Annotated in this window: 19 protein-coding genes; 18 read left to right on the forward strand and 1 reads right to left on the reverse strand. The window is 51.1% G+C overall.

Translation table 11 applies throughout. The features are described 5' to 3' along the window. The first annotated feature begins 2 nt into the window (after positions 1-2). The 16 genes from nuoF (at position 3) to B7988_RS00620 (ending at position 22,372) form a co-directional block, all read left to right on the forward strand. The gene (gene nuoF / locus B7988_RS00545) at positions 3-1,310 is read left to right on the forward strand and encodes an NADH-quinone oxidoreductase subunit NuoF (RefSeq protein WP_088656451.1); all 1,308 of its coding nucleotides are present in this window, start codon (positions 3-5) and stop codon (positions 1,308-1,310) included. A 4-nt stretch (positions 1,311-1,314) separates the two neighbouring features. Continuing rightward, positions 1,315-2,934 carry a 2Fe-2S iron-sulfur cluster-binding protein gene (locus tag B7988_RS00550; protein WP_088656452.1) on the forward strand — a complete coding sequence of 540 codons (1,620 nt, stop codon included), beginning with the start codon at positions 1,315-1,317 and terminating at the stop codon, positions 2,932-2,934. Next, positions 2,934-4,289: a complex I subunit 1 family protein gene (locus tag B7988_RS00555; RefSeq protein WP_073318547.1), complete on the forward strand. Its 1,356-nt coding sequence runs from the start codon at positions 2,934-2,936 to the stop codon at positions 4,287-4,289. The genes B7988_RS00550 and B7988_RS00555 overlap by 1 nt, the downstream gene beginning before the upstream one ends. Continuing rightward, the gene (locus B7988_RS00560; RefSeq protein WP_249268777.1) at positions 4,289-4,861 is read left to right on the forward strand and encodes an NADH-quinone oxidoreductase subunit I; all 573 of its coding nucleotides are present in this window, start codon (positions 4,289-4,291) and stop codon (positions 4,859-4,861) included. Before B7988_RS00555 ends, B7988_RS00560 begins: the two co-directional genes overlap by 1 nt. Then, a complete protein-coding gene (locus B7988_RS00565; protein WP_088656453.1) occupies positions 4,861-5,406 on the forward strand; it encodes an NADH-quinone oxidoreductase subunit J in 546 nt (181 codons plus the stop codon). The genes B7988_RS00560 and B7988_RS00565 overlap by 1 nt, the downstream gene beginning before the upstream one ends. Next, positions 5,406-5,720, forward strand: a complete 315-nt coding sequence (nuoK, locus tag B7988_RS00570) for an NADH-quinone oxidoreductase subunit NuoK (RefSeq protein ID WP_088656454.1) — start codon at positions 5,406-5,408, stop codon at positions 5,718-5,720. Before B7988_RS00565 ends, nuoK begins: the two co-directional genes overlap by 1 nt. Positions 5,721-5,723: 3 nt before the next feature. Next, positions 5,724-7,679, forward strand: coding sequence for an NADH-quinone oxidoreductase subunit L (nuoL, locus tag B7988_RS00575; RefSeq protein ID WP_088656455.1), 1,956 nt, complete (start codon positions 5,724-5,726; stop codon positions 7,677-7,679). Continuing rightward, the gene (locus tag B7988_RS00580; protein WP_088656456.1) at positions 7,679-9,412 is read left to right on the forward strand and encodes an NADH-quinone oxidoreductase subunit M; all 1,734 of its coding nucleotides are present in this window, start codon (positions 7,679-7,681) and stop codon (positions 9,410-9,412) included. The genes nuoL and B7988_RS00580 overlap by 1 nt, the downstream gene beginning before the upstream one ends. Further along, a complete protein-coding gene (locus B7988_RS00585) occupies positions 9,405-10,877 on the forward strand; it encodes an NADH-quinone oxidoreductase subunit N (RefSeq protein WP_088656457.1) in 1,473 nt (490 codons plus the stop codon). The genes B7988_RS00580 and B7988_RS00585 overlap by 8 nt, the downstream gene beginning before the upstream one ends. Before the next feature lie 92 nt (positions 10,878-10,969). Continuing rightward, positions 10,970-11,455 (forward strand): 2-C-methyl-D-erythritol 2,4-cyclodiphosphate synthase, encoded by a 486-nt coding sequence (gene ispF / locus B7988_RS00590; protein WP_088656458.1) that lies wholly within the window; start codon positions 10,970-10,972, stop codon positions 11,453-11,455. A gap of 36 nt (positions 11,456-11,491) precedes the next feature. Then, positions 11,492-15,205, forward strand: coding sequence for a peptidase A26 (locus tag B7988_RS00595; protein ID WP_088656459.1), 3,714 nt, complete (start codon positions 11,492-11,494; stop codon positions 15,203-15,205). A gap of 206 nt (positions 15,206-15,411) precedes the next feature. Next, on the forward strand, positions 15,412-17,118 hold the full coding sequence (locus tag B7988_RS00600; protein WP_088656460.1) for a Na/Pi cotransporter family protein: 1,707 nt from the start codon (positions 15,412-15,414) through the stop codon (positions 17,116-17,118). Positions 17,119-17,337: 219 nt separating this feature from the next. After that, the gene (locus B7988_RS00605; RefSeq protein WP_088656461.1) at positions 17,338-19,551 is read left to right on the forward strand and encodes an FISUMP domain-containing protein; all 2,214 of its coding nucleotides are present in this window, start codon (positions 17,338-17,340) and stop codon (positions 19,549-19,551) included. An 8-nt stretch (positions 19,552-19,559) separates the two neighbouring features. Next, complete coding sequence (locus B7988_RS00610) at positions 19,560-20,609, forward strand: fibrobacter succinogenes major paralogous domain-containing protein (protein ID WP_088656462.1); 1,050 nt, start codon at positions 19,560-19,562, stop codon at positions 20,607-20,609. A gap of 88 nt (positions 20,610-20,697) precedes the next feature. Next, on the forward strand, positions 20,698-21,255 hold the full coding sequence (locus B7988_RS00615; RefSeq protein WP_088656463.1) for a ribonuclease domain-containing protein: 558 nt from the start codon (positions 20,698-20,700) through the stop codon (positions 21,253-21,255). Between the two features lie 4 nt (positions 21,256-21,259). After that, positions 21,260-22,372: an iron-containing alcohol dehydrogenase family protein gene (locus tag B7988_RS00620; protein WP_088656464.1), complete on the forward strand. Its 1,113-nt coding sequence runs from the start codon at positions 21,260-21,262 to the stop codon at positions 22,370-22,372. Positions 22,373-22,426: 54 nt separating this feature from the next. Here the strand turns inward: B7988_RS00620 and B7988_RS00625 are convergent, their stop codons facing one another. Further along, complete coding sequence (locus B7988_RS00625) at positions 22,427-22,774, reverse strand: hypothetical protein (RefSeq protein WP_088656465.1); 348 nt, start codon at positions 22,772-22,774, stop codon at positions 22,427-22,429. A gap of 84 nt (positions 22,775-22,858) precedes the next feature. On the opposite strand from B7988_RS00625, the gene B7988_RS15355 reads away from it, so the two are divergent. After that, positions 22,859-23,164, forward strand: a complete 306-nt coding sequence (locus B7988_RS15355; RefSeq protein ID WP_088656466.1) for a tyrosine-type recombinase/integrase — start codon at positions 22,859-22,861, stop codon at positions 23,162-23,164. Positions 23,165-24,119: 955 nt separating this feature from the next. Beyond that, positions 24,120-24,353, forward strand: a complete 234-nt coding sequence (locus B7988_RS00640) for a hypothetical protein (protein WP_088656468.1) — start codon at positions 24,120-24,122, stop codon at positions 24,351-24,353. Positions 24,354-24,476 lie beyond the last annotated feature (123 nt).

The raw sequence follows: 24,476 nt of genomic DNA on the forward strand, positions 1-24,476 counted from the left end.
TTATGGCTGAAGTAGTAAAAGTTTGTACAGGAAATTTTGGCAAGGGCGCCCAGGACATTGAAGTTTATAAGAAGCTGGGCGGCTACGCGAACATTTCGGACCGCTTGTTCAACATGAGCCAGTTCGAAGTGATCGACTACGTGCAGCGTTCCGGCCTGCGTGGCCGTGGCGGTGCAGGCTTCCCGACCGGCATGAAGTGGAGCTTTGTTCCGCGCAATTCCGGCAAGCCTGTGTACATTGTAGTCAACGCTGACGAAGGCGAAGGCGGTACCTTTAAGGATCACTTCCTGATGATGGAAGATCCGCACCGCTTGATCGAAGGCTTGATTATTGCAGCCTGGGCTCTCGGTAGCCGCGCTGCCTACATCTACTGCCGTGGCGAATTCCTGCCCTGCATCGAAAGCCTAAACAAGGCTTTGAACCAGGCATACGCCGCCGGTTACCTCGGCGAAAACATTTGCGGGACCAAGTTCAGTTTCGATATCTTTGTTCACCGTGGCGCAGGCGCCTACATTTGCGGTGAAGAAACTGCTCTTATTAACTCGCTCGAAGGCCAGAAGGGTCAACCCCGCCTCAAACCGCCTTTCCCGGCGGTGAGCGGCGCATGGAAGAGCCCGACTTGCGTGAACAACGTCGAGACCATTATGTCTCTCCCGTGGATTTTCCAGCATGAACCCGAAGAATACGCCAAGATGGGCACTCCCCGTGCAGGCGGTACCAAGGTGTTCTGCATCTCGGGCGACGTGAAAAATCCGGGCGTGTACGAAGCTCCGCTCGGCACTCCGATGATGACGATGATTAACGAATACGCCGGTGGCGTCGTGGGCGGAAACCTGAAGGCGGTACTTCCGGGTGGTTCCTCTTGCGCTCCGCTGAACGCAGGCGAATGCGCCGTTGCCACTATGGACTACGAATGTCTCGCCTCCATGAAGACGATGTTCGGTTCGGGCGCCATGATCGTGATCAACGATACGCACAACATGGCTGAACTCCTGAACGTGCTCGGCAACTTCTACAGCCACGAATCTTGCGGCCAGTGCACTCCGTGCCGTGAAGGAACGGGTCTTTTGCATCGCATTCTGAACCAGATTGTGGAAGGCAAGGGTCACGATGGCGACGTGGAACTCATGCAGAGTCTTTCTGGCGGCTTTGGCGGCGTGACGATTTGTCCGCTGTCTATTTCGCTCGGCGGCCCGGTAGGCTCCTACACGGCGAAGTTCCGCGCAGACTTCGATGAATTAATCGCAAAGAACCCCGAACATGCCAAGCCGCGTGTTCAGGAAAACTATCGTCCTGGAATTTTCTGGTAATAATATGAGTAACTACTACAACATGCCGAAACTCCCGACTGAGAACAGCCCGAAGGTGGAAATCTTCGTGGACGACAAGCCGGTGATGGTTCCGGGCGACACGAACCTCCTCGAAGCCTTGAAGGCTGTCGGGATTGAAACTCCTCACGTATGTTACCACCCGTATTTGCCGGTGTCCGGTAACTGCCGCCAGTGCCTGGTGGAGCAAGAAGGCCCCCGCGGTCGCATGCTCGTGATTGCCTGCTACACGCCGGTCGCTCCGGGCATGAAGATTTACACGCCCGCATCTAGTGCCCGTGTGAAGAACGCCCGCAAGGCAACGCAGGAATTTATGCTGGTAAACCACCCGCTCGATTGCCCGATTTGCGACAAGGCCGGTGAATGCACCCTGCAGGAAAACTACATGGAAGCGGGCCAGAACGAATCCCGCATGCGCCCTGAATACGGCAAGAACTACCACGGCAATCCCGCGCACCAGTTCATTGATGCGAAGGGTCAGCTCCGTGGCGGTAAGCATGTGGATTTAGGCCCCCGCGTTTTGCTTGACGAAGAACGCTGCGTGCAGTGCGACCGTTGCGTGCGCTTTATGCGTACCATTGCCGGTTCCGAACAGTTGCAGCTCGCCGGCCGCGCCGACCACACTTACATTACGACCTTCCCGGGCGAAAAGCTTGACCACGAATACGACTTGTGCGTCACTGATGTTTGCCCGGTGGGCGCCATGACCGCGAAGTACTTCCGCTTCCAGAAGCGCGTATGGCTCCTGAGTCACACGCCGACGGTTTCGATGGATGACTCTCTCGGTGCAAACATTTGGCTGGATCACGCCGACGGTCACATTTACCGCGTGATGCCGCGTTGCAACCCCGAAGTGAACCGCAGCTGGCTTTCTAACACGAGCCGCCTCGCGTTCCAGAACTTCGACAAGAACCGCTTGCCGGCGATGGGCTTCCACGTGATTCAGGAAGCGCTTGCCGAAGTCAAGAAGGTCGGGGGCAAGGTCGCCCTCGTTGCCGGTGGCTCTTGCACCATCGAAGATCTCGCCGCATTCCGCATGCTCAAGGAATCCTTGGGCGACTCCGCCGAACTTTTCGGCGGCACCTTCAAGAAGGTGGGTGCCCCCGACGGAATTGCCATGAGTGGCGATCCGCTCGCTAACCGCGCTGGCTTCAAGCTGCTCGGCATTCCTGACAGCAACCTCGAAGACCTTACGAAGCGCGCTTCTGAATTCAAGGTGCTCTTGACGGTGAATGCAGATCTCTTTGGCGAAGGTGGCTCTGCCGTTTCTTCTCTCGAAAAGATTGCGACCCGTATCGTCTTGTCTGCTTTCAACGACGCTACCGCCAACAAGGCGACGCTTGCTTTCGGTATTCGTCACTGGAGCGAAGTTCAGGGCACTATGGTGAACAGCCTGAATATTCTTCAGAAGCTTTCTGCCTGCCCGGTTTGCCCCGATGAAAAACTTCGCCCGGCTTACGACGTTCTCTCTGAACTCGCCGGCTGCAAGTTCGAAAGCGCATTCGACGCCTTCAAGAAGGCTGGCGAATACGCAAGCGTCTTGGCAGGACTCTCTTACGATACCATCAAGAGCACTGGTAAGTTGCTCGAAGGAGGTAACGCCTAATGGATATTATTGAATCCAAAACTTGGGTGGAATGGATCATTACCATTGCGAAGTTCGGCTTCTGCTTTGTTCCTGTCCTTTACATCCTGTTGTTGATTCCTATGGAACGCCGTGGTGCGGGCTTTATGCAGGACCGTCAGGGCCCGAACCGCTCCTATATCAAGGTTCCGTTCTTCGGTAAGGTTCGCCTGTTTGGCTATGTGCAGAACATGTGCGACGGTACCAAGCTTTTCTTCAAGGAAATGTTTGCTCCGACCGGTTCCAAAAAGTTCCTCTATTACGTGGCTCCTGCCATTCCGTTTGCTATCGTGTTCCTTAGCCCGTGTGTGATTCCGTGGTTTGGCCCGATGGTCTTTGAATGGGGTGGCAAGGTGGTCCGCATTGCGGGGCCGATCGTGGATTCCGAAGTGGGCATCCTGTTGCTTTTCGGTTTCAGTTCGCTTTCTGCTTACGGTGCCGTTCTCGCAGGCCTTAGCTCCCGTTCCAAGTACAGCTACCTCGGTTCTCTGCGTACGACTGCAATGACGATCAGCTACGAAGTCTGCCAGGGCCTTTCCATGATGGGTCTCCTGGTGCTCGCAGGTTCCTTCAGCCTTACCGATATCGTGACTTGGCAAGAAAACCATGTGTGGGGCATTGTCGCCCAGCCGGTGGCTTTCTTCTGCTTCTTGATTGCGACGATTGCCGAAACGGGTCGCGCCCCGTTCGACGTTGCCGAAGGTGAACCGGAACTCGTTGCCGGTTACCACACCGAATATGGCGCCATGCAGTTCGGCCTGTTCTACATGGGCGAATACTCCCACATCTGCATTAGCAGCCTTTTGGTGGCAACCCTCTTCTTGGGTGGCTACTCGGTTCCGTTTGTATCGACTGCAACCATTCAAACCCACATGGGTGGCTCCTTGGCCATTCTCTGCTGGGTGCTTGCATTCCTCGGTCTTGCATTCCTCCACATGATTTACCGCTACTCCCGTAAGCTTGCCGCTTCCAAGCAGAGCAACAAGATGGAAATCCTGCAGGAATACAAGCTCTACAAGACGATTGCATGGGTTGTTACCGCAGCCTTCATTGCCGCCGGCGTTTGCTCCTGGCTCTACTACAACCCGGAATACTCCATGGTTAACGGCGTTGTCGTGAATAGCCTGGGTGCCGCTCTCGGTACTGCTGCAATTCACCTGCTGGTGCTCCTCGCCAAGAGCGTGTTCTTCTGCTGGGTGTGGATTTGGGTCCGCTGGACGCTGCCGCGCTTCCGCTACGACCACGTGATGCATCTTGGCTGGAAGATTATCTTGAACATCGCTATTTTGAACCTCGTCGTGACCGCCGTAGTCGCGAAGTTGGTGGGAGGTAACTAATGGCCCGCGTTATTAGACAGAGACCCATGAACTGGGTGGAACGCCTTTACATCTTCGAGGCGATTCGCGGCTTGTGGACAACGCTCAAACATGCAGCTCGCGGTCTGTTCCGCTACGAAGAACTTCCGACGATTTCTTACCCGGAAGGTCAGCCCGAAGTTCGTAGAACCTACCGCGCCAAGCATCGTCTGATGCTCCGTGCCGACGGCACTCCCCGCTGTGTTGCCTGTGGCATGTGCGCTGCGGCCTGCCCTGCCCATTGTATTTATATCGAAGCGACCGCCAGTGACGATCCGCGCATCGAAAAGAAGGTCAAGCGCTTCGATATCGACCATTTGACTTGCGTGTTCTGCGGCCTTTGCGTTGAAGCCTGTCCGGTCGATGCGCTCCGTATGGATACCAAGGAAATCATCTTTGAACACCGCACCCGTGACGAATTCGTGGCAACCCTCGAAACTCTTACGAGTTGGAATCCGAAGGATTACCCCGATGACGCTCAGAGCCAAGTGGCTCCGGGTGGTACCAAGAATGCCGAGGCCCGCAAGGTCTGGGGAATGGAGGTTAAAAACTGATGCTAGCCTTGATTTACTTTATCATTCTTGCCGTGGTTGCCGTGGGAGCCGCCCTCTGCGTGTTCCTTTCGAAGCATCCGCTTTACGGTGGTCTTTCTCTCGTTTTGACCATGCTTTCGCTCGCGGGCATTTACGGCCTGCTGGGTAGCCCTTTCATTGGGGTGGTGCAGATCATGGTCTATGCGGGTGCCATTATGATGCTCCTCGTGTTCGTGATTTCGGTCTTGAATGCGGCGAAGGATAACAAAACTCCCATGTTTGACGGTGTTTCGATATTTGTGATTCTCGGCGTGCTCGCGCTTGCCGGTCTCGTCGGCTTTGCCCTGGTGCTTTCGCCCATGGGTTTCGATGTCACCACACTCCGCGGCTCTGTCGAAATGACTTCTTCGAACCTGTTCAATACGGCCCAGGACGGCCCCGGTTACTTCGTCTTGTTCGAAGTGCTCGGTCTGTTGCTGCTTTCTTCGATGGGCGCTGCGGTGCTTATGGCCAAGAAGCGCCTGGGTACTGACGAAACTGTCGCCGAAGATAAGGAGGAAAAGTAATGGAACTCCAACCGATTTACATTCAGATTCTCGCCTTGGTGCTCTTTACCATTGGCCTCATTACGACTCTTGCTCGCCGTAACGTGTTCTTCGTGCTCATGGGTGTCGAACTTGCCCTGAACGCGGTGAATCTTTCTTTCGTGGGCTTTGCAAAGACGCTTCCTGCCGAATTGAGCGTGGCCGGCCAGATTGTGCCGCTGTTCTCGATTGCGGTTGCCGCTGCCGAAGCTTGCGTGGGCCTTGCACTCGTGATCCTCATTTTCCGCAACAGCGAAAGTGTCGATTCCGACAACTATTCTAACATGAAGGGGTAAGCAATGACAAATTTACCGCTTTGGTTTATACCTCTTTTCCCGCTCCTGGGAACAATCCTGCTTGCAACGATTGCCGTTGTCTCTTCGGGTAGCAAGAAAGGCCCTTCCGAAGGCTTCGTGGGCGCCCTCTCGGTGCTGTTCCCGGTGCTTTCGTTCTTGAGCGTTGTCTTGCTCGCTTTCGGCATGCCTGAGGAAGGTGTCCGTCAGACGCTTTGCAACTGGATCGACATCCCGATGCTCAAGGTCGATATCGGATTCCTGTTCGACGGCCTTTCCCGCGTGATGCTTCTGTTTGTGACAGGAATCGGTTCGCTCATCGCTCTCTACTCGATCGGTTACATGCACGGCGACCGCGGCTTTACCCGCTTCTTTGCCTACATCAACCTGTTCCTGTTCAGCATGGTCGTGCTCGTGCTTTCCGACAGCTTGCTCCTGACCTTCCTCGGTTGGGAAGGCGTGGGTCTCTGCTCTTACTTGCTTATCGGTTTCTGGAACCACGACTTGAACAACTGCAAGGCAGCAAACAAGGCCTTCATTGTGAACCGCGTGGGCGATATCGGATTCCTGCTCGGAATGCTTTGCCTTGCCACTTTGGGCGGCTCCGCTATCCTCAATTACGATGCATTGAACAAGTTCATCGAAATGCTGATTGCCGGTGGCCATGTGGATCTTGCCGCTCCGATCTTGATGATTGCGGGCCTCTTGTTCTTCGTGGGTTGCACGGGTAAGTCTGCCCAGATTCCGCTCCTCACCTGGTTGCCCGATGCCATGGCCGGTCCGACTCCTGTGTCGGCCCTTATCCATGCTGCTACCATGGTGACCTCGGGCGTTTACCTGCTTGCACGCCTCAGTCGCATGTTCTCGGTGATTCCCGAAGCTCTCGTGATTATCTTGATTGTGGGTATGCTGACAGCCTTCTGGGCTGCTGTCGCAGGACTTTTCCAGAACGACATCAAGAAGGTGCTTGCCTACTCGACGATTTCTCAGCTCGGTTACATGTTCATGGCCGCAGGCGCTTTCGCTTTCGACGCTTCTATCTTCCACGTGTTCACCCACGCCTTCTTCAAGGCCGCCCTCTTCCTGGGGGCCGGTGCCGTGATTCACTCCCTTGCGGGTGAACAGGATATGCGTCGCATGGGTGGCCTTATCAAGAAGACTCCGATTACCGCTTGCGTGATGATCTTCTCGTTCCTCGCCATTATCGGTTTCCCGGGCTTTGCAGGTTTCTGGTCCAAGGACCTGATTCTTGAACGCATTTACACGAACGCCCCGTATGGCGAATTCTTCTATGGTGCGGGTCTCCTCACGGCCGTGATTACGGCTGTCTACATGGGACGCCTGATCATCATGACGTTCTTTGGCGAATACCGCGGTTCCAAGGAAAGCGAAGAACACATTCACGAAGCTCCGGCCAGTATGCTTATCCCGATGGTGGTGCTTGCTTTCGGTGCCGTGTTTGCCGGTTACCTGTGGGCCGACTCCATGGGAATCAAGTTCTTTGAACATACGCTTGCGCCGGTGGTGGGCGATGCCCAGAATTACCTGCTCGGCAAGCTTGATGTTGTCCACGTGAACCCGATGACCTTTGCCTGCTTCGGTACGGCTGCTGCAGTGCTCGGTATGATTATCGCTTACGTCGTTTACGGTCTTAAGCGCCAGCCGCGCTTGCATGCCAAGTGGGGGAGCGCTCCCGAAGGTTTCAAGGCCGATTGGACTTTCTTCTTTGACTATATCCACGAAATTTTCATTATCATGACGAAGGTTGCCGCTTTTGTCGTTGACATGATCGTCGATAAGATTCTGCAGGGAATCCAATGGACCGTCGGTTCCATTGTCGAAATTGTGGGCGACGGAGTAAGTTCCTTCCAGGTGCGCAAGGTGCGTGTGCAGCTTACGCTTAGCTTGGTAGGTGTCGTCGCACTGGTCGCTGTTGTTCTTTTGACCGGAGGTTTGTTCTAATGCTTTTACATCTCCTCGTCTTAGCTCCTTTTGCCGCTGCCATTCTGATGATGGCAACCTCTAAGGAAGATTCCAAGTCTTCTTCTAGACTGGCCTTCTTGTTCGGCTTTACCTTCGTCGCTTTGTCGATTTCCCTGATTGCCGCGGGCAACCAGGCGACCGAAGCCGTCGAATGGTTCCGTATTCCGGGTGCGAAGGGCCCCGTTTACTACTACCTGTATAGCCATGGTCTTGGCGCCTGGATGGTGTTCCTTTCTACGGGACTTTCCTTGGTCGCCTTGATTACGGGCCGCAACACCTTCGAACACAACTACCGCAACTTTGCAATAGCCATCTTTGCGTTGATGGGTGCCATGAACGGAACCTTCCTCGCTGCCGATGCGGTGCTGTTCTTCTTCTTCTTTGAAGCGATGGTGTTCCCCGCAGCCGTGCTTATCGCGGGCTTCGGTGGCGCTGACCGTAAGAAGGCTGCCATGACGTTTGCGATTTATACTCTGGTGGGTTCTGCCCCGATGATGGTTGCCCTTTGGTACTTGCTCACGGTAGCGGACAACTCCTTGGTGCTTTCTTTGGCGGTGGCAATCCAGAATCTGGAACCCTCGATGCAGGTGACGCTCCTGGTTTGCTTCTTGCTCGCCTTCTTGGTGAAGACTCCGTTGTTCCCGTTCCACGGCTGGCAGGCGATTACTTACGCCGAAGCTCCGGCTCCGCTTTCGGCTATCCTTACGGGTGCCATGAGTAAGGCTGGCGTGTTCGGATTCATCGCCTGGATTCTTCCGATTTTCCCGCTTTCGATGGAAATTGTCGATAGCATGTTGTGGCTCGGCCTGTTCACGGCGATTTACGGATCGCTCATGGCTCTCCGCGCTACCGACGGCAAGAAACTTTTGGCTTACAGTTCCATGGGCCACTTGGGCCTTGCCGTGGCGGGCGTGTTCAGCTTGTCTGAATCGATGCTTCCGGCTGTGCTCGTGCTCTTGGTCGCTCACGGTCTTAGCGCTGGCGCCCAGTTCTACCTGATGGGTATTGCAGAACGCTTTGCCGGTACCCGCAATATTGAACAGCTCGGCGGTCTTTCTGCCCGCAATCCGGTGTTCAGTTCCCTGTTCGGTTTTGTGGCTGTGCTTTCGCTTGCAGTGCCTGGTACTGCCGGATTCGTGGGTGAATTCACGGTGCTCATGTCCCTATGGGATATGGGTCCGCTTCCGGCCCTTGCCGCAGGTCTTTGCCTGATTCTCTCGGCCGCCTACGTGCTCCGCTTTGTGCAGAAGGTTATCTTCGGTAAGCCGGCCCGCGACTACGAAGATGGCAAGCGTATGACCGCTCTCGAAGGCTCTTCGATCGGTATCATGGGCGTTCTCCTGTTGGTGTTCGGTATGCATCCGGCATTTATCACCAACGCTCTGCAGCTCTTCGATGAAACTGCCGTGCAAGAAATGAACAAGGTGACGCACCAGTCCGATGTTGCCACCGATGCAACCGTCGAAGCTTCTGCCGATTCTCTTGGGGATGCCGTGGTCGACGAAAACATCGCTGCCGTGGCTCAGCCCATGACCGAAGACGATTTGCGTCAGCTGGATTCCAACTTGAAGGCAAACGGCTTTACCGACGAAGAACGCGCTTCGCTGATCGCTCAGCTCAAGTCCATGAGCGAATCCGAAGTCGCCGATGCGGAAAACGCAACTGAATCTAACGAGGCCACAGTAAACGAGGAGGCTTCTAAACATGAGTAATATCGTTAATCTTTTGCCCGTGATTTTGGTTGCCGCAGGCGCCCTGGTGTCGCTTGCCGCTGAACCGTTCATCAAAGACGAAAACAAGCACAAGGTGCTGCCTTGGGTGGCAAGCTTCTTTATCGCTCTCGCAGCCGGGGCATACTACCTGACGACGAACGACACGTTCATGGACTTGTATGCCATGGACCCGATTCGCCGCGTGCTCGGTGTATCTGTTATCCTGTGCGCGTTCCTTGGCATTTCGAGTCTTCAGTGGACTCTCGGCCATGAAAAGTTCAAGGGTGGTGAAGCTTACGGTCTGTTGATGCTTGCCACTGCCGGTGCGCTTCTAATGACCCAGTCCATCGACTTCTTGGCTCTCTACCTGGGTATGGAACTTTCCAGTTTCCCGATTTATGCCCTGGTGGGACTCCGCCGCAAAGACGTGAATGCGAACGAGGGCGCCTTCAAGTACTTTGTTTCCGGAGCCATCTTTAGCGTCATCTTCCTTTACGGTGTCGCTCTCATTTACGGTGCCACGGGTACTACGCATATCTTTGCCTCCGTTATCGCGGGTCGCGGCCTGCTTTACGGCTTGGGCGTTCTGTTGGCCTTGTTTGCCCTCCTGTTCAAGGCGGGTGCCGCTCCGGTTCACTTCTGGGTGGCCGACGTCTATACGGGCGCCTCTGTGGCAGTGACCGGCTTTATGGCCGCCGTCGTCAAAGTCGGTGCGCTTGCCGCTCTCGGTACGCTTTGGCTGGGCTCGCTGGTGACCCGCATCGGTTCTGCTCCGGCTTGGAACCTTGCCGAACAGGTGACCATCCATAGCGAAAACAAGAGCTTGTTCTACGTGATCGTGGTGGTATCGCTGCTTTCTATGGCTATCGGTGCGTTTGGCGGTCTCGCTCAAAAGTCTATCCGCCGCATTATGGCATACTCTGCCGTGATGAACGCGGGCTTTATCGTGATTGGCCTCTTGCTGCCGGACTATGCAACCGAAGGTACGGTGCAGATGGGCGCCATGTTCTACTTCTTGATTACTTACGCTGTCGGTAGTGCGGGTGCCCTCGCCGGTATCGCTTACCTTGCTGGTAAGGACGACAAGAACGAAACTCTGGAAGACATCCAGGGTCGTGGCCGCAAGCGCCCCTATGTGGCAGTCGCTACGACGGTCTGCTTGGCAAGCCTTGCTGGTATGCCGCCTGTAGCAGGGTTCCTCGCCAAGTTCACGCTCTTTACCGATGCCCTTTCGGGTGGACTCGGCGTAATCGCCGCGATTGCCTTTGGCCTTTCGCTGGTGGCCGCAGTGTTCTACCTGCGCATTGCCTTCGTGCTGTTCATGCCCCTTAAGGCCGAGTGCGAATGCAAGTGCTGCTGTGGCAAGAACACCGTGTACGCCTACCTGCTGCGCTTTGCCGTGACCCTTGCCGCAATCGCGCTTATCTTTATCGGAATTTTCCCGAAGTATGCGCTGATTGCATAAGCTTCGGCGAATTTTCGCTATGGCTATTTGAATTGCTCGGCTTAACAGCTGGGCATTTTTTTTATCTTTCCTGTTGAAAAAAGGAACAAATTATGGACAAGATTTATCGTTCGGGCATCGGTTTTGATGTTCACAAGTTGGTAGAAGGTCGCAAGTGCATTATCGGTGGCGTGGATATTCCTTACGAAAAGGGGCTCCTCGGTCACAGCGATGCCGACGTTTTGCTGCATGCGATTAGCGATGCACTGCTGGGTGCCGCGGGTCTCGGCGATATCGGCACGTACTTTCCGGATACGGACCCGGCATTCAAGGGAGCCGACAGTCTGGAACTTCTGCGCAAGGTGGGCGAAGAGGTGCGTAAGGCCGGTTACGAAATTATCAACATCGACAGCATCGTGATGTGCGAACGCCCGAAGGTGAACCCGCACAAGGATGCCATGAAGGCAAACATCGCCCGCGTGCTTGGAATCGACGTAAAACAGGTCGGCATCAAGGGAACCACCACCGAAAAGCTCGGCTTCACGGGCCGCGGCGAGGGTATTGCGAGCCAGGCTGTTGCTATGGTGCGTAGCCTTTAATATTTTTTAGATAAATACATAGTTAGGAGAACAAAGATGCTTAAACGAATCTATGCAGTTGTATTGCTGCTTGTATTCGCCCAGGTCTCATATGCAGCCTGGGACGGTTCCGTTAAAATCCCTAAAACAGTCAAGACCGACGGTGTAGAATACTACGAGATTACCTCTCCCGAGGAATTGATCGGTTTCCTGGATTCCGTGACGACGAAGAATGTGGGCGACGCAAGCCTCAGGGCTTATTTGAAGAACGATATCGTTTTCGGATCCGACACCTCTAAGCTTTGTTCCAAGCGTTGGGTGCGTAGCGAACGTAACGAGTTCTTCGAAGGCGATTTTGATGGCAGGGGCCACACGATTTACGGCTTGAATGCGGAACGGTCGTTGTTCCAGATTGTTGGCCAGGGGGGAGGTCTCGTTCACGACTTTAACGTGGCGAACGGTTCCTTTGGCAGCGATACGGTTTACACCTCGGCTGCGGTCGTGAGCGAGTTGCAGGCGGGGCTTGCGAACGTGAATGTTATCAATACCGATGTTCGTGGTGGATTTATTGCGGGTGGTGTTGCAGCCCGAATGCTGAGTTCTGCGGATAATCGCTTGGCTTATATATTGAATTGCAACATGATTGGCGGCTCTGTTAAAGGCGGCACCTATGTGGGCGGTGTCGTAGGTACGGCTTATGGGCGCGTTGCCGGTTGTAGCAATTCGGCAAAGGTCACTTTTGTAAAGAATGAAAAAGTTGGGCCAGAATACAATATTTTTGTTGGCGGCATTGCCGGTGATGCCGAAGCTCGAGATGGTATCGCCATTGAAAGCTGCGTGAATCGCGGTGATGTTGAAATGGTATCGGGTGCGTCGCTGTCTTATGCGGGGGGCATTGTCGGTTATGTACTTGGCTCTGTAACGAACCTTCAGAACTACGGAAAGGTCTCTGCTAAAACGGCCTTTACATGCGATACGGTGAGTTCGGACTGGAAAATTTCGCTTTATGTTGGTGGTATTGCCGGCAGCAAACATTATCGTAATTATGAAGAAAGCGAAACCCGTGATTTCGTGAACGAGGGCGATGTAACGGCTGTTGTCGAAACAGCCCTTGACGAAGGTATCTTGGCGGTAGGGGGAATTTTCGGCGAAAATAAGAATAACGCCTTCCGCAATGCTTTGAATAAGGGCTCTGTCAAAGGCAATGGTGCTGGTAAATACAGAAAGGTTTACGCCGGTGGTGTTGTCGGTTATACTTCGATTTATTCGAATGTTCGTGGCTATGAAAAGTTGGGAAACCGCGGCAGCGTCTATGCCGAAGGCCCGTACCGCGTCTGGACGGGCGGCGTTGTCGGTTATATGGAACGCAGTAATTCTCAGTTCCCTGCGTTGTCCTTGTCCTACAATTACGGTGATGTCACCGGATCTGTCGCAGAAGACCCGAGTGAGTACGGCGTTCTGAATGTGGGCGGTATTCTTGGTTATGCCTATGGGCTCTCCGTTTCCGATGTCTACAATCGTGGTAAAGTAATTGCAAAGGGAAAACTGAATAAGGGTAGCAGCGAGGTGGGCGGCCTTGTCGGCTTTTTCGATTATTCCGATCGCCCGATTTCGAATTCCTATAGCGCCGCTCCCGTTGTCAAAGGCGATACTGTTGGTGGCATTTATGGATATTCGGGCTTGAGTTATTCGCCGATTAACACATATTATGACGGCTCTCTTGTGGATATTGCTACAGCGGGCAGATTCTACTATGACGCTACCAATAGCGCAGAATGCAAAAAGACGACTGCAGAACTCCAGAGCGAAAAAATGCTTGTATTGCTGAATACGACTGGTGGAACCGTACCTAACCGAAATTTGTGGACGCGTCGTCCTGACGGTTATCCGGTTCTCAAGTTCGATAGCCTGTATAAGAATGATTCTGCTTATTTCGATATGCAACAGTATGCGATGCCGCCTTCTCAAGCAGATGGCGATACCTTGGTCTATACCATTTCTAAGGCCGAAGAATTGGCGGCCTTCTTGGAAATGCCTCGTTATTTCGAAAAGTATGTCTACAAGAAAATTAGGGTGAATCTTGCAAACGATATCGTGATGGGTCGCGACACCACGCTTTTGGCGGCTCGTCAGATGTCTGCGGACACGGGCTATACCAGCTGCCTAAAGGCCGATTTTGACGGGAAAAATCATACTATTTATGGCCTCAACATGTCGAGAGCGATGTTCTTCTGCATGGATTCTGGCGTGGTCGTGCAAAACCTTACCATTGCAAATAGCCGCTTCGAAAATGATTGGGGTTGGTCTGCTGCCGCCGTGGTTGTTAACAATGGTGGCGTCGTTAGAAACGTGACGGTGCGCAATAGTTTGGTGCGCGGTGGGTATTCTGCGGGCGGCATTGTCGCTAGCAACTACTATTCAAAATCGGGACTGGTGCTGGATTCCAAGAATGAAAATACGACTGTGATTTCGTCGAATATTGCGGGCGGTATCGCTGGAGAATCCGAGGGCGTGTTGAAGAATGTACGTAACTCTGGCAGGGTGTATGGACGTCTTGCCGGCGGCATTGTGGGTAAAGCGGCTCCCTATTACACGTTCTCCAGTGGTTTGGTCTCTGACGCCTACAATTCGGGAACGGTTGTTGCTAGTGGCGAAGGTTCTGTTGCCGGCGGCGGCATTGTGGGTTATTGCCAGTTGTCAACGATAAGCAGCGTGTTCAATACGGGCTTGGTTGAAGGCTCCGCTAATTCGGCGACACTTATGGTTGGCGGCGTTGTCGGCGTAATCGATTCAAATACGACTGTGTCGGAAACGGGTAACTGGGGACGTGTGCATGCTTTGAATGGCAAGAAGGTTTATGCCGGCGGTGTCGTGGGGCGCGCTTCGGGTTACATTTACACCATGCCAGGGCAGCAGATTTTCGCTGTGATTACTCCGGTAGCCTATAGCTTTAATTATGGTCCCGTGACGGTGAAAAACTCCCTTGAAGAATCTTATGCCGGAGGCATTATCGGTTGGGGCAAGGGTGTTATCATGACGACGGATTATAATAGAGGCAACGTGAAAAATGAAGCCAAGTCTGCTACGGCAGCGGCGGGCGGTATTGTTGCCGTGATGGATACTTTGACGATGTCTTCTGTGTATACTTATAATGATTCCCTGGTGGGCAAGAATGTGGGCGTCGTGGCTTACGAGGCAAAGGGTCGCTACATTTTTGATGGAGTCATTTATGGTTCAAATCTGGATGGAATCCCGGATCGCGCCGTCTTGTCGCCGGATTCAGGTTCGAGGGATACGGCTGTGGAGTCTTACACCTTCGAAGAATTGAAGTATTCGTCCATTACGGAATTGACGAATACGTTTAGAGCGGATAACTGGGTCGATAAAGGATGCCTGCCGGTATTCCGTTATGACACGACCTCGGTCTGTGCCGTGAATGTGGTCAAGGATTTCTTTGGCGATGCCGACGAGCCGTATAAGGTCGGCTATATTGTAGACGTCTTCTATGCGGATTCTACTTCGAATCCGGGGGGTGGATTGACTCCTGTGTTGCCGAAGCCGGTGGTTTCGTTGTTGCAGGTGGAAGTCTCTGGTCGTAACGTTACTGTGATGGGCTTGCTTGAAAACCATCCGGTCATGGTGTTCGATTTGCGCGGTCGCATGGTGGCGTCGGCTAGACCTGTAGGGGCTGTCGCTACTCTCGCTGTTCTGAAGGCTGGGGTTTACATTGTGCGTAATGGAAATGAATCCCGCAGAGTGACAATCCGTTAAAGTTGAAACGGATTGTTCCGCCATACTGCGGTCATTTTGGCTGTAATAAATTTTTTCTGTTTTCGTAGCCTTGCGCCACTCGTAAGGCTTTTGACTTATTTCTATATTTACGGCAACAAATCAGATAAACAATTCACCGCCATGAGCCCGAACTAGCTGAAAGGCAGCGACGATGATCCGGTAGTGGCGTTCCGTAGGAATGTCCTATGACACTTATGATTCTTAAAATGATCGGTTGCCTTGCGCTCCTCATGTTCGGCATGAAGACCATGAGCGAAGGCTTGCAGAAACTCACGGGCGGTCACCTGCGTGCTGTCCTTGGCACTATGACCAAGCACCGCATTGGAGGCCTTCTCACAGGTACCTTTGTGACGGCCTCGGTGCAGTCTTCTACCGCTACGACCGTACTTACCGTAAGCTTCGTTAACGCTGGCCTGCTCACATTGAGTCAGGCCATTCCTGTTATCATGGGCGCAAACATCGGTACAACGGCCACGGCCTGGATCATGTCCATATTCGGGTTCCAGTTCAACATGAGCTCGGTGGTGTGGCCCTTCTTCGCCCTCGGTATCATCCTTTCTTACACCAAGAAGAACTCGACCAAGAGCCTGGGCGAATTTGTCTTCGGTTTCGCGTTCATGTTCCTCGGCCTTACCACGCTTCGCGAAAATGCGGTGGCGATGGACCTGGCCCATAACCAGACGGTCATCAACTTCTTTGCGACGACCGGCGGTTGGGGCATCTTCAGCACGCTCCTCTTCTTGCTGCTGGGGAGCATCCTTACGATGTGCGTGCAGTCGTCTGCCGCCATCATGGCGATTACGCTCTTGCTCTGCAGTAGCGGCGTGCTCCCGATTTACCAGGGCATTGCGCTCGTGATGGGCGAAAACATCGGTACCACGGTGACATCGAACCTCGCCGCTCTTTCGGCAAGTACGCAGGCAAGGCGCGCGGCTTTGGCCCACATGTTGTTCAACGTGTTCGGCGTGGTGTGGGTATTGATAGTGTTCCGCCCGTTCGTGAACATGGTGTGCTGCATCGTAGGGTTCGACCCGACGTTCGTACCGCATACTGAAGAAGAAGTTGCCCAGGCGAGCGTCCGTGTGACCTATGCGCTATCTGCCTTCCATACTGCATTCAACCTCTGCAACGTGCTTATCCTCATCTGGTTCATCAAGCCGATGGAAAAAATCATCTGCAAGATTATCCGCGAGAAGGAAGACGGCGAGGATTTCAAGGTCAAGTTTATCAGCGCGGGCCTCATGAGCACTGCAGAACTTTCGCTTTTCGAAGCCCGCAAGGAAATTAACTTGTTTGCAGCGCGCACGCAGAAAATGTTCCGCATGGTGCCTGAACTGCTCGAGATGAAGGACGAAAACGACTTCGTGAAGCTCTTTGCCCGCATCGAGAAGTACGAAGGCATTAGTGATAACATGGAAATTGAAATTGCCAAATACTTGAACCAGGTGTCCGAAGGTCGCTTGAGCCCCGAAAGTAAGACGAATATCCAGTCGATGCTCCGCGAAATTTCTGAAATTGAAAGTATCGGCGACTCCTGCTACAATATGGCGCGTGCCATTAACCGCAAGTTTAGGAGCACCGACGACTTTACCGAAGAGCAGTACAACCGCATCAAGCACATGATGCAGCTTTGCGACAAGGCGTTAACGAACATGATCGATGTCATTAGCGATGCAGTGACGGCCGACGCGAACCGTACGTTGAATCTCGAAAACGAAATCAACGATTACCGCAAGCTCCTCAAGGAGAAAAATATTACCGACATCGAATCGCAGAAGTACAGCTACCAGATGGGTGTTCACTACATGGATGTGGTGAACGACTGCGAAAAGCTCGGCGACTACGTGGTGAACGTGGTAGAAGCTCATCGCAACAAGAAACTGTCCGGCTAAAATTCACCTATAAACTTCGCCATACGGCGTCATGCGAACTTTCTCGCCGTACTTTTGTACGGCTTCGGTTCGCTTTTTTTGCGTTTTTAAGGCAGTTTGGGCCTTTTTTGTGACCGATTTCACATAGGTTCTCAAGGGTTATCCTTCTATTTGAAATATTATCGTGATAAAATTATATTTACATTGAATAGTCCCATCAATCTCTCAAACGAGGTCCGAATGAAAATGAAGTTCTCTCTACAGGCAATGGTTGCCTCAAGCGCACTCTTGATCGCTTGCGGCGGAGATTCCACTTCTACCAAGCCCGAAGCAAAAGATACTCTAGCGGACGGATCTAGCGTAGAGACGATTTACGACTTGGGCAAATGTACATCTGATCGTATTGGCGACGTCATTTTTGTCGAAGAGAAAGGCGTCAATTACGAATGCACCAAGAAAGATTGGAAGGATATCGGAGAACCGGAATCCTCTGCATCGAAAGAGGATAAATCTTCCTCTTCAAAGGTAAAGTCTTCAGAATCTAAAGATGATGATTCCTCTTCTTCAAAAGATAAATCATCCGATTCCAAGGATGATGAATCTTCGTCTTCTAAGGACAAGTCGTCCGATTCCAAGGACAGTTCTTCTGAATCTAAAAAGGATGACTCTAGTTCTTCAACGGCGCCAAGCTCGAGCAGTGTTTTCGAATCGAGTTCCAGCGTACAGGGTGCAAATGAGACTGTAGAAAATGTTGCTATATCAAAGAAAACCTTTACGGGTGTTGCCGAAAAAGGTCCCTTTGCAAGCGGAACAGCGATTAAACTTTCTGAATTAGACGATGTTCTGGACCCGACTGGAACCACTTTTGAATGGGAAGTTACAAGTGAATTGGGCGAATACACATCGGCTAAGGTGACGCTCAAGAGCCAATATGCATTGATGCAAGCAAATGGCTATTATTACAATGAAAACACCTATAAAAAGAGCGCAGGCCAGTTGACCCTTAAGTCTCTTGTTGATTTGAGTGATCGTAATTCTGTAAATATCAACGTTTTGGGACACCTGGCTCACAAGCGAATCATTAACCTGTTTGCAGAAAGTGGCAAATACAAAAATGTGCCTGCGGCAAAGGCTGCTGCCGAAAAAGAAGTTCTCGCTGCTTTCGGTTGGTCTGGCAACAACCATGCTTTTGAAGACTTGAGCATCTTTGGAAGCTACGAAGATGATGCGAAGCTTCTTGCTGCATCCATTCTTTTGCAGGGGGGCTTGAGCGACGCTGACCTTACCAGCCGATTGACGACTCTTGCAACCGATTTCGAAGATGACGGCCGTTGGAGTGATTCTGCGGCAAAGGTTGCCATGGCTGACTGGGCTATGAAAAATGATTCCAACCTTACTGTTATTCGTACAAAACTGACTGCGATGAATAGCTCTGTTCCGAATTTCGAAAAATATATCAGCATGTTTGTTGGCGAAATTTATGGAATTGGAGTGTGCGATACAAAACAAGACGGCATGATGATTAAGATGACAAACGCTTACAGCGATAACTTGGGCAAAACTTATGTTTGCGATGGTGACCGTTGGCGTTTGCCCAAGTCTATTGAAAATAGTTTCAAAACCGCTTGCACCAAGGGTAATAACAAGAAGACTTTCACCGATATGAATTCTAGCAGTTCTCCTATTACCTATGTATGCGATGGTGGTAATGGAAATTGGCGCAAGATGGGTGTTTACGATTTTAGTAAGAGCGCTTACTTGAACAGTGAAATGGAATATGGAGAAATCAAGGACAGTCGTGATGGAAAGACCTATAAGACGATAACCATTGGACTTCAGACTTGGATGGCAGAAAACTTGAACTATTACGATGAAGATAATGCAAACCTTGTTGAAAACGCCTGGTGCTACAAAAATGTCAAGGACAATTGTGAGGTTGGTGGAAGACTTTATAGTTGGACTGCCGCTATGAATCTTGATTCGAAATACTTGAAGACTTCGGCTGCTGCACTTATTGAAAGTCCGCATAGAGGCCTTTGCCCTGAAAAGTGGCATGTGCCTGACACTGCGGAATGGAGACAGCTTAAGACTTACGTTGCGAAAATGGAAACGGCTTCAACTATGACAAATGATCATACTGGAAAGTTGAAATCTTCTAGAGGTTGGGTGGGCTACAGTACAATCAGCCAGTCTACCAATGAATATGGTTTCTCTGCCATTCCGACAGGAGCTTATTATGGTATTCATGCTGACCCGACGGACAACTATAGCCGTTACCTTTTTGACGATGCGGGCTACTTTGCCAATTTCTGGAGCGCAAATGAGGCCTCCAAAAGCACTGGTGCTATTTACTGGTTCCTTGACTATCGATACAACTATATCAGCTATTATTATAGCAGCTATAACGAGAAGGATCGCGGATTCTCTCTGCGCTGTGTGAAGGATAAGGAATAAATTACCCGATGCGTTTCCCTCTTGTCGCGTTTTGCCCGTTGGTACTATTACTCGCTTGTGGCGATGAATCAAATACTATTGATTCAAGTGGCCTCTCAACTTCAGATACAAAAGAGGTTGAATCTATTTATGACTTGGGGGCTTGTACCAACAAGCGCAAAGGCGAAGTCGTATTCGTAACCGATGACGATAAGGAATACATTTGTTACTCGAACAAGTGGATTCCTTCTGATGAGATTGACAAATCGGATGAAATTTCATCGTCAAGCGAAGATGCAATCGTTGACGACGAAAAATCTTCTAGTAGCAAAAAAGAGGAATCCTCGTCTAGTGAGAACAGTATCTCTGAAAACGAAAAGTCCTCTTCGAGCGAAACCTTGTTAGAGGAATCATCTTCAAGTGGAATAGAATCTTCCTCTAGCAAAGAGGAACCTGATGAATCTTCGAGCAGCTCGTCTATACAAGAGGAAAAATCGTCTTCTAGTGCAGAGAGTTTGTCGGAATTGACGGATTCTACATTCACGGATTCGCGCGATGGTCAGACATACCGAATTCTCAAGTTGGGAAAGCAAGTCTGGTTTGGCGAAAATTTGAATTATTCCGGTGAAGATGCGGTTGGCTATTGCCATGAGAACGATCCTGAAAAATGTGAAATATACGGCAAGCTATATCGTTGGAACGATGCGATGAAAGCGTGCCCCGAAGGTTGGCATTTGCCGGGTCTTTTGGAATGGATTGACTTGATTAATTATGTCGGTGGACAAGAAATGGCTGGTGTCAAGTTAAAGTCAAAGGCTTACTGGTATATTCAAGAAGAGTTTGCTCAGTATGCAGGTACCGATGATTACGGATTCTCAATTCTTCCGGGAAGCTTTATGTCTGAACAAGGTTCTTTCGGTTCCACGGCCAGGCTTGCAGCCCATTTATGGACTTCGACGGAAGAAACCGATACGAGATCGAATGATGTGTTCCTGATGCATAGTATGGGAAAAGTGGTGCTGGAAGGATCTCCGAGGGATGTCGGGATGTCTGTTCGTTGCCTGAAGGACTCTGACTAGAATCCATTACGTGGATTTTGATTGACGACTTCAAAATTTAATTCCGGTCAGTATTCCTAAATAGGGTTTTATTTGATATATTTAAGATATGCTGAAAAAATATTTTTTCAAAATTAGCTTTGCCTGCGCAGTGACCGCTTTCTTTGCGGCCTGCTCGACTCCGACCGTTTCCAGCGACGACGATGAAGACCTTTATAGAAGGTCTTCGGCATCGAAGAAAGGAAAATCATCTTCTAGCGAAGAAGCGACATCATCTTCTAGCGAAACGAAGCAGTCTGTATATGATGCCGTGGTGAAGTCTGGCGTGTATACCACCAAGGATTCCGTGGCCGCGTACTTGTGCAAGTTCGACAAGTTGCCGAGCAATTATATTACCAAGGACGAAGCGATTGCCCTTGTCGAAGAAGAAACGGGTAGAGAATTTACGAAGTGGAATTTTAATCCGTGGACCGCCTTTGACTTTATGGTGGGTGGTGACGTCTACAGCAACAGCGAAGGCCTTTTGCCCAAGGGCTCTTACCACGAAGCCGACGTGGATTACCATGACGACAGCCGCGGAACCAAACGCTTGGTCTATGCGTCGGATTGCGTGATTTACTATACCGCTGACCATTACAAAACTTTCAACAAGCTGGACATTCGGTAATTATATGCGTTTCTTTGTTCCGACAGATATTTATGTTGAAAAGGACTGCGTGAAAAAGCACGCGAATCAATTGCTTTCTGTCGGAACGCGCGCGCTCATTATGACGGGTCGCCATTCTGCAGTAGCGAATGGCTCCTTGAACGATGTTGAAAGCGTCTTGAATTCCGGCAATATCCCGTTCCAGGTTTTTGACGAAGTCGAAGAGAATCCGTCGACGGATACGGTGCGCAAGGCCGTACAGATGGCGCGGAATTTCAAGGCTGATTTTGTCATTGGTATTGGGGGAGGCTCCGCTATCGATGCTGCCAAGGCGGTGTCGTTGCTCCTGTTGAATCCTGCCGTCGATGCCGATGACCTTCACAAAGCGTCAAGCAGCCCTCTGGATCATGCGCCTGTCGTGGCTGTCCCGACAACGTGTGGAACAGGTTCCGAGGCGACGCCTGTTTCGATCATCACGAATCACGGGATTCAACTCAAGAAAAGCATTCCGCATGTGATTTTCCCGGCGCTTGCGCTTGTTGATGGAAAGTATCTTGCCTCGGCAAAGAAACAGTTGATTGTCAATACCGCCGTCGATGCGCTTTCTCACATGGTCGAAAGCATTCTTAATATCAAGTCGAATGCGTTCAACCGCATGTTCCCGGAATACGGCCTCAAGCTTTGGGGCGAATGCAAAAGCGCGTTGCTCTCCGATGCTGCTATCGATTCGGACCTCTATGAAAAGCTCATGCTCACCTCGACTATTGCAGGCATGTCCATTGCCCATACAAGTACTTCGGTGCCGCATGGCATGAGCTATGATCTTACGCTCCATGCGGGCGTTCCTCACGGACCCGCGGTCGGCTACTTCCTTGCCGCTTACACTGAGATCTGCGCAAAATTTGTGCCCGAGGACGTTCAGAAAATACTTTCTCTTTTAGGGCTTAAGAATATTGAGGAATTTGCGGCGATGCTTCGCAAACTAATCGGAACTTGTACCATCCCGAGAGCTCTGCGCGACCAGTTTGCCGCGGCCATGAAGAAGAACCGCTCTAAACTGGATCTCGTTCCCGGAGCAATCACAGCTGCCGATATCGACTTCATATACGAAAAGTCCTTGGTCGTGGAATCGAACTAAACCGTTTTCGGATTTTTTTTGTTTGCGCCCTTTAGGGGTGGGCGGTTCTAGTTTCTATTTTTCTAAAAAATCCAGTGCTTCGCCGGCGAGTTCCACGCAGCGATTGCAGGGAATAATCTTGTTCGGACGGATTTCGCTGCACTTGGTAAAATTCTGCGCGCCGCGCTTGAAAAAGTCCTCGATGGCATCGGCGTGATCGGGCTGCATCATCTTCGCCGCATAAAGCGCTCCGCAGGCACCGTTAGGAGCCTTGCCGCCACCGAAATTACGGAACATCTGCGCTGTGGCTGTTGCATCCATCTCGGACTTGCCTGTGGCTCGGGCATAACCATATGCAACCGACATCGCGCAATTACCACGTTTATCCGCATGGAATTTTTTAGAAATTTCTGCAATCGACATAAGATGTTCCTTTGTTAAAGATTTCTAAAATTCAATATACAAAACTCAAAAACAAAGCGTGCAAACGGTTGATTTAACTACCACTTGCCACGCATAAACAAGTACGTATTTCCTTATCTAGGCCGTACACAGTCAGTAAGATACGCTGTAATAGCCAAGGCTGTCAAGAAGGCTGGTATACCCCATGGAGGACTCCATACTTTGCGACATTCGGCTTCCATGTATCTATACCCTAAAATACAGGACATCAAGCTGGTCAGCCAGATCCTTGGCCACAGCGAGACAACCGCCCTGAAATACTACCAGAAGACTCGCGAAGCCGAAAACGTGGTGGACGCGGTTGACGAGGCTTACAGCTACAACCAAGACATCCCAAGTACGCTCGACTGAATGATCGAGCACGACCTACTTTAGTCCTAACGCCGACGATAATACTATAGCTGTAAGAGTCAACACGGCTATTATGAAGCCCGCCGACACAATGAATCCTATGCTCGAAAGTATAAACCCTATTAAAGGCTCTACCTTGCGGTATAGCTTACTAGTGTAAAAGTACTCGTTTAAGAACAAGTACGTGGTTAAAAGCAACATTATAGGACATGCAATCAACGTCCACCACTCGAAATTGTAGTAGAACATAATCCAGACGGACGACGCACCGAACCATACTGCCAGTATAGTCGTAAGTACACGATTTGCCTTTCCTAATGTAGGTTTTTCCCATCGCATGTCTTAAATATAAGAAAGGTTCGCACTATGGCGACTTGTCGAAACTAGTTAGGGACAAAAATCTCCCGGCACGTAGTTGCCGGGCCGGTTCAAAATTCCCTATAATAATCTTTATTATATAAAAGAAAGGGTCTGTCAGGTGTGTACGTAATGGCGCGAGCCCAGTATTTATGCGGCTTCCAGGCGTACAGACCTACGTACAGACCCCGTACACACCTCTGAAGGCCGAAATGGCCAATTGGCGATTTTGAGCGAATTTCGCCACTTCTTGTTTTTTACTTACATTTACGATTTCAAGTCATTTTTGCTTGAATTACAAATTGTTTTGAACTAATTTTGATAGTAACTCAACAAGAGAGACCGCTCAGAAGACAGTTACTAGATAATCATTACGCCGTTTCAATGTAGGTTTTTGGCCCTTCGGAAATAAAAATTTGGCCACCTACTAAACTTCAAACAAATAGCTCGTATGGTCAAGATGCGAGAGGCGATTATCATCAGCATGGGCGGATTGTAGACTTTTATTTCCCTCATAGCGGTGCCAGCTTCGAGATGCTTGACCCATCGAGAAAACAGCTGGCACCGCTTGTTATTAGGTGCCGAGGGAAATGTCACTATGACGAAACAAGAAATTATCGACGCTCTGGCTCCGTCTCTCAAACCAGAAATCCTGACCTCCATCAAGGAGATATTCGACAACGAGGAACGCCTCATGAACAAGGTGTTCAACGAGGTCGCCAACCGCTCACCGGAAACCAAGACCTTCAGCCAGGTGATGGCCGAGAGCGAGAACCGCATCGACGCAATGCGCGGTCGCGAGAAGTACATCTGGGGAGGCAACGATGCTTAACGAAAAGATTGCAAAAAGAAAAACTCCGCAAAAAAGCGGAGTCTTTTAAATAACAGGAATTTGGTTAGTTGCGAGCGAGACCAGGAACGAAGCCCGAAGCCGTACAAAGCGTACGGCGAGCGG

Source organism: Fibrobacter sp. UWB1 (assembly GCF_002210325.1).
In the GTDB taxonomy this organism is placed as follows: domain Bacteria; phylum Fibrobacterota; class Fibrobacteria; order Fibrobacterales; family Fibrobacteraceae; genus Fibrobacter.